General features: G+C 62.0%; 7 protein-coding genes and 1 pseudogene. 4 read left to right on the plus strand and 4 right to left on the minus strand.

The annotated features are described in order from the left end of the window. The 3 genes from VIW95_RS10535 to VIW95_RS10545 form a co-directional block, all read right to left on the minus strand. Window positions 1-1,773: glycoside hydrolase family 15 protein (locus VIW95_RS10535; protein WP_331586176.1), on the minus strand; the 1,773-nt coding region annotated here is incomplete at its 3' end. Between the two features lie 27 nt (window positions 1,774-1,800). Beyond that, window positions 1,801-2,613 (minus strand): twin-arginine translocase subunit TatC, encoded by an 813-nt coding sequence (tatC, locus tag VIW95_RS10540; protein WP_331586178.1) that lies wholly within the window; start codon window positions 2,611-2,613, stop codon window positions 1,801-1,803. Window positions 2,614-2,628: 15 nt separating this feature from the next. After that, on the minus strand, window positions 2,629-2,886 hold the full coding sequence (locus tag VIW95_RS10545; RefSeq protein ID WP_331586180.1) for a Sec-independent protein translocase subunit TatA/TatB: 258 nt from the start codon (window positions 2,884-2,886) through the stop codon (window positions 2,629-2,631). Between the two features lie 109 nt (window positions 2,887-2,995). Here VIW95_RS10545 and VIW95_RS10550 point away from each other — a divergent pair, with 109 nt between their 5' ends. Genes VIW95_RS10550 through VIW95_RS10565 form a run of 4 tightly spaced genes read left to right on the plus strand, consistent with a single transcriptional unit; the run spans window position 2,996 to window position 8,566 of the window. Further along, complete coding sequence (locus VIW95_RS10550; protein WP_331586182.1) at window positions 2,996-4,030, plus strand: histone deacetylase; 1,035 nt, start codon at window positions 2,996-2,998, stop codon at window positions 4,028-4,030. Window positions 4,031-4,037: 7 nt separating this feature from the next. Beyond that, window positions 4,038-5,438: an FHA domain-containing protein gene (locus VIW95_RS10555; protein WP_331586184.1), complete on the plus strand. Its 1,401-nt coding sequence runs from the start codon at window positions 4,038-4,040 to the stop codon at window positions 5,436-5,438. A 60-nt stretch (window positions 5,439-5,498) separates the two neighbouring features. Next, a complete protein-coding gene (locus VIW95_RS10560; RefSeq protein ID WP_331586185.1) occupies window positions 5,499-5,900 on the plus strand; it encodes a hypothetical protein in 402 nt (133 codons plus the stop codon). Between the two features lie 41 nt (window positions 5,901-5,941). Next, window positions 5,942-8,566 (plus strand): CAP domain-containing protein, encoded by a 2,625-nt coding sequence (locus tag VIW95_RS10565; protein WP_331586186.1) that lies wholly within the window; start codon window positions 5,942-5,944, stop codon window positions 8,564-8,566. Window positions 8,567-8,622: 56 nt separating this feature from the next. Here the strand turns inward: VIW95_RS10565 and VIW95_RS10570 are convergent. After that, window positions 8,623-8,850 (minus strand): annotated as a pseudogene (locus VIW95_RS10570) (alpha-L-fucosidase); the annotation flags it as partial.

Genomic DNA, 8,850 nt, shown 5'->3' on the forward strand with positions numbered 1-8,850 from the left:
GTAACCGTCGTGAGTGTAGCGGCGCCAGCATGGACCCGCGGGGAAGTCGGTCTTGAGCACCGCGTCGATGACGCGCAGCGAATCTTCCATCAGCGCGTCGCCGGCCTTGCGGATGCCGTAGCGGACCAGCTCGAGAAATCCGCCGTCAACGATTTCCGCGACGGGAAATTCCGCCTGCGCTCCCGGCGGACGATTCTGAATGAAGACGCGCTTGCCCTCGATGCTTTCGGCGGCGTCGGGATCGCTGATGTCGATGGGATTGATACGCACGTAGTGGCGCTTGATGCCGGGGACGAGGAAGCCGTCGTCGGTGACGGTCCAGGCTTCGACGTGCGCTTCGAGGAAATCTGCGTAGTCCTCGAGGAATTGCGCCGTCACCAAATCGCCGCGGTCGCGCGCGAAGCATGCGGCGCAGACCAGCCCCGCGATATTGGCGGCCAGCGTCGAGGGCGAATAGCCGGCGTTCTCTTCCCATCGCTCCTGCGGCGTGGGCGGGCCGTTATCGACCAGAAAGTGCGCCGCGCGCAACACCATCGGATACGGATCGAAATCCTTCAGCGCGCCGGCCTTGTGCATCCGCCACGCGAGCGTCATCGGAAACGAAACTTCGTCGAGCTGAACCCCGTTCCAGTAAGGCTTGCCGTCGATCCAGAAATTCTGCGGAAAGCCGCCGTCCGGACGCTGTGCACACGCGAGATAAATGAGCGCGCGCAGCGCCGTCGAGACCTCTCCAGTGGCGGCCAAGCCCGTCACGCTGTTGACCATGTCGCGGGTCCAGACCAGGTGATATCCGCCCAGGTCGTCGTCGCTCTTGGCCTCGCCCCACGGGATGCTGAGCGACGCGATCAACGCGCCAGGATAAGTTTTGTCCTCGTGCGCGAGCAGCAGCTCGGATCCGCGGTGATACAAGGCGCCACCGTCGCCCGAAAATTTGGCGAGTGGGAGCGAGTGCCGGCACGCGCGCTCCCACTGCTCGAGGAAGCGGGCGCGATGCTCGGGGAAAGGGTCGGCGAGCGATTGATACAGACTAGTGACGGCGCGATTGAGCTCGCGGCCGAAGCTGAGGCCGAGCGTGAAGGAGTAGCCTTTGCTCAAATCGATCTCGGCGGTGAGCGCGATGTTGCCGTCGAGCGCGGCGGCGAACTGATAGTCCATCTTGAAGTTGGAGTGGAGGTCCTGCCATCCGTCGGTAATTCCGACGTATCCGCATGACGTCCTGAGAAAAGGCGTCATGGCTCCTAAAGCCAGCCAGACGCCATTCTTGTTCGCGGTGAGGAACTCATGGCCGACAATCTTGCTCAGGTAGCCGCTGTTGCCCCATCCGCCGACGCACAGATGCGGCGCGAGCAGAACGTACAGGTGAAGTTTCTTGAGCAGCTCCGGGTCGCCCTCGAGCCGCGTGTTGATGAGCAAGGTCGGCTGATGCGGATCGGTAATGACTTCCTTGAAGATATTGTAGCGGCCGTCGGGCGAGTGGTTGACGATCTTTACGGCGAGGCCCTCATTGGCGATGTACTCGGTGGTGGACTGGAGATGGCGGCGTTCCTCGTGAAAGAACGTTTCGCCGTCGGTGATCAGGAACTGTAGATCGCGGACCTGCGGCTGATCGATGGTCGGGAAATAAATCTCGTCGAGCACGCCGGCCGAAGTTGTGAACCACAGCCGGCTCGCCGACGAATATGCGGTGCAGACCGCGTCTTTGGCGCTGCGGGTCCATCGCGGTGAAATGCCGGGCGCGCCGGTGGCGACGGGCGAAGTTATGATTCTTGCCATGGGACCTCTGCTCGATTCGCTCCACGCTCAAACAACTTCAGGTTGGTGTGGAGTAGTCGCGGCCGGTTTTTCCTCGGGCTTGAGTCGAAACATCCACGCGACTCCGACGCTAATTACGTAGAGCAGGGTCAATGGAATCGCAAGGAGCAGCATCGAGATCATGTCGGGCGGAGTCAGCATCGCGGAGACCACGAAGATTCCGACCAGCGCGTAGCGCCAGTAGCCGAACATCATTTTGTGGTCGATCATGCCGAGCTTGGTAAAGAAGAACGCGAAAATCGGCATCTCGAATGTGAGCGCGAACGCCAGCAGGAGCTTAGACGAGAAGGCCAGGTACTCGCTGATGCGGAGGGTCGGAGTCACGCCGATGGTCGCGTACTGATCGAGAAAAAACTTGTAGCCGACCTTGAACACAACGGCCCAGCAGAAATATCCGCCGAGCACGAAAAAAATCGTAGCGAAGAAGACGAATGGCTTGGCGAGCCGGCGTTCGGTTTCGTACAAACCCGGTGCGATGAATTTCCAGACCTCGTAAAATACCGCGGGACTCGCGATGAACAGACCCGCGATTAGTGCGACCTTGATCTCGGTATAAAACGCCTCGCCAACACCGGTGCCGATGAGCAGCACCTTGCCCCCGGAGACCTCGCGAATCGGATAGGTCAGGAAATGGAACAGCGGATTTCTGATCATGTACGCGACGATGAAGCCGACGCCGATGGCGATGAAGGCGCGAATCAGGCGCGTGCGGAGTTCCTTCAAATGCTCGATGAGCGACATCCCGGCTTGCTCGGGCGTCGCCTCGATGACCGCTGGCGGTGTGATATCCTCGCTAGTCACGGTGCGGATGACCAGCTATTTATTCTCGGTCGGCTGGATAGCCGGCGGCGCGGGCGGCGGCTTCACAGCCTCAGGCGAGGACTTGGGTGGCGGCGGAGTATTAGCGGGCGGCTCGTCGAGGACGTCGGTCAGTTCGTGGAGGACGGTATTGCTCGCCAGGCGGAGCTCGCGCAAGATTTTTCCGACCGTACGCATAACTTCAGGCAGGCGTTCGGGGCCGACGACAATCAGCGCGATCGCGAGGATCAGAGCTATTTCAAAAAGATCAGGCAAACTTCGATGACCACCGACGCGTGCAATTCGACGACTGTGCGAGGCGCGGAAAAATTCCGCGCAAGCGCGCCATGCCAGTTAATCATCATACGTGACTGGGGTGTCAACGATGCATAAAACCGGGGTCGTCGCGGATCGCCGCTACCTGAAACACTTCGCCGGCCGCGCGCATCCGGAACGTCCGGAGCGGGTCGCGGCGATGATCGAGATGGCGGAGTCGCTCACCCGGCCGGACCTGAAGATGATGGCGCCGCGCGAAGCGACGCACGAGGAAATCGCGAGCTGTCACACGCCTGAATATGTGGCGACAGTGGCGCGGACGGCGTCACTCGACCGATTCGACTTCGACCCGGACACCCATAGCTCGCGCGATACGTATGAGACCGCGCTGCTTTCGGCCGGCGGCGTGCTCACCGCGGTCGAGGCGGTGATGGACGGAGCGATAGATAATGGATTTGCCATTGTCCGTCCGCCGGGGCATCACGCACTGCCTAATCGGGCGATGGGATTTTGCTTCTTCAACAATGTCGCGATCGCCGCGAAGTGGCTAATCGAATCGCGCGGCCTCAAGCGCGTGATGATCGTCGATTGGGATGTCCATCATGGCAACGGCTTGCAGGACATATTTTACGAATCGCCCGAAGTGCTGTACGTATCGACGCATCAGTTTCCGCACTACCCCGGCACCGGCTCGCTCCACGAAATCGGGTACGGCGCGGGGATGGGGTTCACTGTGAATCTGCCGATGCCCGCGGAATTCGGCGACGCCGAATATCTGCGCGTGTTCGATCGGCTGATCATGCCGATCGGGCGCCATTTCAAACCCGAATTCATCCTTGTTTCATCGGGGTTCGACGGCCACTTACGCGATCCGCTCGCGCAGATGAGCTTGACCGAGGCGGGATTCGGAGCAATGGCGCGGCGGGTGAAACGGCTGGCGGCGGAATGTTGCGGCGGGAAGTTGGTCGCGGCGCTCGAAGGCGGCTACGATCTCGAAGCAATCGCCGAGTCGGGACGCGCGGTGATCGACGAATTCGGACGCGACGCCGACGAGCCGCTTCGCGCTGGCGATGGCGGCGATCGCGTGATGCCGATGATCGAGCGGGCGTCGCAGAACGTCGGCCGCTTCTGGAACCTGGGCTAAGCGATCGATGCCGGCGAAGCAGGGAGCCACGAACAACCGTCTCGTTACAATAGGCACTTCCCCGTCGCGCGAATACTCACTCGAAAAGCCGACAATAGCTATTGGCAGTCATCCGTCGAACGACGTGGTGGTCGATGACACCACTGTTTCGCGCCGTCACGCCACGATTACGCGCACGCCAGGCGGCTTCGAGCTGGCAGACCTCGGCTCGACTAACGGCACGTTCGTCAATGGCCGTCGAGTGCAAAAACCGGTCGCGCTCAAGCCCGGCGACGAAGTCAAGTTCGGCTCTGCGCGTTTTGCTTTCGACCCGGCGTCGGTCGCGAAGCGCATGCGGCGAGGATTTGTGATCCTGGCGGTGATGTTCCTCGCCGGATTCGCCATAGCTCGCTATCGAAACGCATTCGGACCCGCCACGCCGGAACCCGCGGCAGGGCTTTCGCCGCGCGAGTCCAGCTCCGCACCTTCGGCGATCAATACTCAGTCGGCGTCGTCAAAGTCGGTTGCAACTGCAGGCTCGGTTCCATCAGCCTCGGCGGTTCTTGCGTCCGCCGGACCTGGATGGTTGACGCGAGTGAACTACTACCGCGCGATGGTGAAACTGCCGCCAATTGTGGAAGATCCCGACGCGAGCAAGGGTGACCGCGCGCATACGATGTATATCGTCAAGAATTTCCACGACGCGATCATGAGCAGTGGTCTCGGCGCCGAAATGCATACCGAGGATCCGGCCAAACTGGATTTCACGCCCGAAGGAATCGAAGCCGCCAAGTCCAGTGACATGGACGTATGGTCGATGCGAGGGGTTTCCGCTGACCCCGGCGGATGGGGCTCGCCCGAGTGGTCGATCGACGGGTGGATGGCGCTGCCGTTCCATCGCATGCCGATAATCAACCCGCGATTGACCAGCGCTGGCTTCGGACTCTACTGCGAATCGGAAGCGTGCGCGGCGGGACTCAACCTCTTGAAAGGTTCACAGGGGAAGATGCCGCTCCGTGCGGCAGAGCGCGAGCCGATCGAGTTTCCGCCTGACGGCGGAACTGTAGCTATAAGATCGTTCGAGAACGAATGGCCGAATCCACTCACGAGTTGTCCCGGCTATGCGGCGCCGAGCGGACTGGCCATTACAGTTCAACTCGGCGACTGGATCGATACTCATCTCGGCGAATACTCAGTCGCGCGGGCAAAAGCCGACGGGAGCCGCGCCGCCGTCGAAGCATGTGGTATAGACTCGACTAGCTACTCGAATCCCGATGCATACTCACAAGAGCTGGGACGCAACGTGCTGAAATCTTACGGCACAGTTGTACTCATTCCGCGCAGTCCGCTCGACAAGGGCGGGAAGTACGAGGTTCATTTGAGCGCAAATGGAAAGCGGTACGACTGGACATTCTCCATTGCGCCATGATTTAGTGCGCCCCGTTAACTGAGGGTTGCCGGATCGAGTTGAAGCAGGGGGAAGGTTATCTTGAGATTCGCGGTATTAGTTGTGGTAGCGATCTGCTGTTGCGCGCTCGCCGGATGTTTTGAGTGGACCGAGGATCAGTCGGGCAACCTGCAATCGGTGGGTATTCCCGGAGTGCCGTTCTGGAAAGCCAAAAAGCCCGCGCCGGTGCCGCAAAGTCTTACTGACACTGGGATGACGCCGGAGGCGGCTACGAAAATGAGTGGACCGGTGCTGGTCCTGCCGCCGGACCAATCAAGCACCGATACCCGCTATCGCTACTATCAAACCGGGGAGAATACCTGCCAGCAGGATCTCGCGAAGATGCTTGCGGATCGGGCGGCGAACAACGAGACCGGGCCGGCGCCGTACTGTACGCAAACGCCCACCGCGCAACCCGCGAAGGGTGCCGCGTTCGTTTTCTAAATGGCTGCCAGGTCGAGCGGTTCGAGCGGAAGTAGCCGCACGTGCTGAAAAGACCGCAGGCCGCGCGCCTGCTCGCGGTAGATCGCGACGCGTCAGGCACGCGGCTGCTGCTGCTTGCGCGCGATGAAGCAGGCGTCGGCAGCGCTGAAGGATCGGGACTGCGGCTCGCCGATGCGAGCGTCGCCGATCGTCATGCAGTCATCAGATATGTGCGCGGCCGCTACTACGTCGTCGATCTCAAGTCGGCGCTCGGCACCTTCGTCAACGGGCGAAAGATTCGTCGCAGGCAGGAGCTCAAGCACGGCGACATTCTACGGTTCGGCGGCGCGGCCCCGTATCGCTTTATCGATCCAGATGCGCTGAAGCGGCGGCGTTGGCGGCGCAACCTGCGTGCGATTGCGGTTATTGCTGTGCTCGTCGCAGTCGGATTGGCGGATCACATTGAGAAATGGGGACTGTTCAGCGCAACGCTCGCAGAGATAGCGGCGTTGGCTCATCCGCAAGCGACTTCCAAGCCTGTCGAGCCGCCTATCCCCGTAGCTGCCAAGACTGTCGCTGCGAACACTGTAGCTGCCAGTGCATCGACTCCGCTCGCGGCACCGTCGGCGCCAGCGACGAACCTTCCGGGACCGGCCGCCTATGTCGCTAACGTCGCACCGACGGCAGAGCCGCTGGCGGCATCGACGCCGAAACTTCCCGTCTCGGCACCCACATCACATTTCTCCGCGTCGTCGTCGATGACGTGGCTGGAGCGGGTCAACTTTTATCGCTCAAGCCTCGGGCTCGATTCGATTCGCGACAATCCCGAACTGAGTGCCGGCGCCGCCGCGCACGCGCGCTACCTGCTGCTGAATTTCGGCGAAGCTTTGCGCAGTGCAAAACCGATGGGCGCGGACGCCTATCAAGAGAAGCCCGGCAAGAGCGGGTACTCGGCAAGCGGCGCGCGCGCGGCGCAAAATCTCCAGCTCTCGTGGGGATGCAGCTCGTACGACGTGCAGCAGCAGATCGATCGTTGGATCGAGGGCCCGTTCCATCGCCTTGCGGTGTTCGATCCTGCATTGACCGAGGCCGGTTATGGCGAGGCCTCGAGCGGTGGATGCTGGGTCGCCGCGCTGCGATTGCCGCCGACGCCCGAAGAGCAGCAGACTTATGCGCGCGCGATTGAGTTTCCGCCCGACGGTGCCGCGGTGGCGCTGGACTGGGTAGGACTCGAGGCGCCCGACCCGCTCGCCAGCTGCCCGGGTTACGCGAGGCCGGTCGGACTTCCCGTCACGCTGCAACTCGGCCGACTGGTGGACACGAAACTCACCGCACATTCTTTGACCGAAGATGGCAAGCCGATCGAGCATTGCGCGTTCGATGCGCCGAGTTATCAAAATCCGAACGCAGCCGCGCAGAAGTACGGCTACTGGAATTTGCGTGACGCAGGCGCGGTGGTGATTGTCCCGCGCGAGCCGCTGAAGGCCGGGTCGCGCTACGCGGTCTCGATCACCGCGGACAGTAAGACCTACCTGTGGAATTTCAAGGTCGCCGATACGCAGACGACATTCACGCCGATCGCCAAATTCCCAACGTCGGCAAAGACCGCGGCGCCGGCGACCGAGCCGGCACCCACCGAGCCCGCACTCACCGAGCCGCCCGCGAGCGCGCCGCCAGCGACCGAGGCTGCGCCGGCCGCGTCGCCGCGTCCTCGACGGACCGCGCGAGCGAGGAATCGCGCGACTCCTGGCGCGACCGCGCCGAAGTTCGCGCCGGAGCGGCCCGCGAGCACGATGCCGCCGATCTCGCCGATGGCCGAGGAGACTCCTGCCGCCGCCGGCTTATCCACGAACTGGCTCGCAACGCTGAATTTGTATCGCACGCGACTCAATGTGCCGCCGGTGGACGAGGATCCGGCGCTGAGCAGCGGCTGCCTCGCCCATTCGAAGTATCTGATAACGAACTATGAACCCACGCTCGCCAGAAACGTAAATCTCGGAGGTTTGTTGCATACCGAGGACGAATCGAAGTCGGGCTATTCGGCCGAGGGTCTCAAGGCCGCGCGCGCCAGCGACGTGATGTTCCAGGGCAAAAGGAGTCTCACCAGCGAGCAGCGAATGACCAGGGCAATTCAATCGTGGATTGCCGGACCGTTCCATCGCCCGCAACTCGTGAATCCCAATCTGAAGCAGGTAGGCTTCGGCGAGTATTGCGGAGAGACCGTTTGCGCGGCATCGCTCGATTGGAAAAGCGACCTGCCGCTGTCTCCGGTCGGCGGGCATGCGTTTGCGACGCCGATCGAAGTGCCGCCCGACGGCGCGACAGTCAAGCCCGGCGGATACAAGGGTGAATGGCCGAATCCGGTGTCGTCGTGTCCGGGCTACCCAGCGGACGCGCCAGCGATCACGCTCCAGCTCGGCATGTGGGTGCCGGCCACGATTACCGACGCGTCGCTGACTCAGACCAGCGGCGCGGCGGCGGGAACGAAGGTCGGGACCTGTCCCTACGATTCCGGAAGCTACACAAATCCCGACCCCGGAACTCAGGCGCACGGCCGTGAAGCCCTCAAGTCTTTCGGCCAGGTAGTAATGATGGTGCGCGATCCGCTCGTCGGCGGAGAGTCGTATCGCGTCGCAATGACCGTCAACGGAAAGCAGTACGGTTGGAGCTTCACCGCAGCTCCCTGATCCTCGCTTTCAGTGGCGCGGGCCGCCGTGCCCGCGATTCAACCCTCCGGTGCTGACTATCGCTGGAAATCGACAGCGATGATCGTCGCCATCGAGTCCAGCGCGCTGTCCGGCGTCGCAATCACGAGCTCGCCAATCGGATCCTGATTGAACAGAGTATCGGCCGCGGCGATCCGCTTACGCACCTTGAGCGAAATAGTACTCGACAGCGGGCGCACGTCACCGATGTGCTTCACTTTCACACCGCGCACCGATACCGACTCGTACGGCTTCATGAGCACGTG

Origin of the sequence: Binatus sp. (SeqCode) (assembly GCF_036522015.1) — a bacterium.
Lineage (GTDB): Bacteria > Desulfobacterota > Binatia > Binatales > Binataceae > Binatus.

Coding starts and splice junctions, on each gene's coding strand:
- VIW95_RS10555 (WP_331586184.1), top strand. CDS start 4,038: ATGCCGGCGAAGCAGGGAGCCACGAACAACCGTCTCGTTACAATAGGC.
- VIW95_RS10550 (WP_331586182.1), top strand. CDS start 2,996: ATGCATAAAACCGGGGTCGTCGCGGATCGCCGCTACCTGAAACACTTC.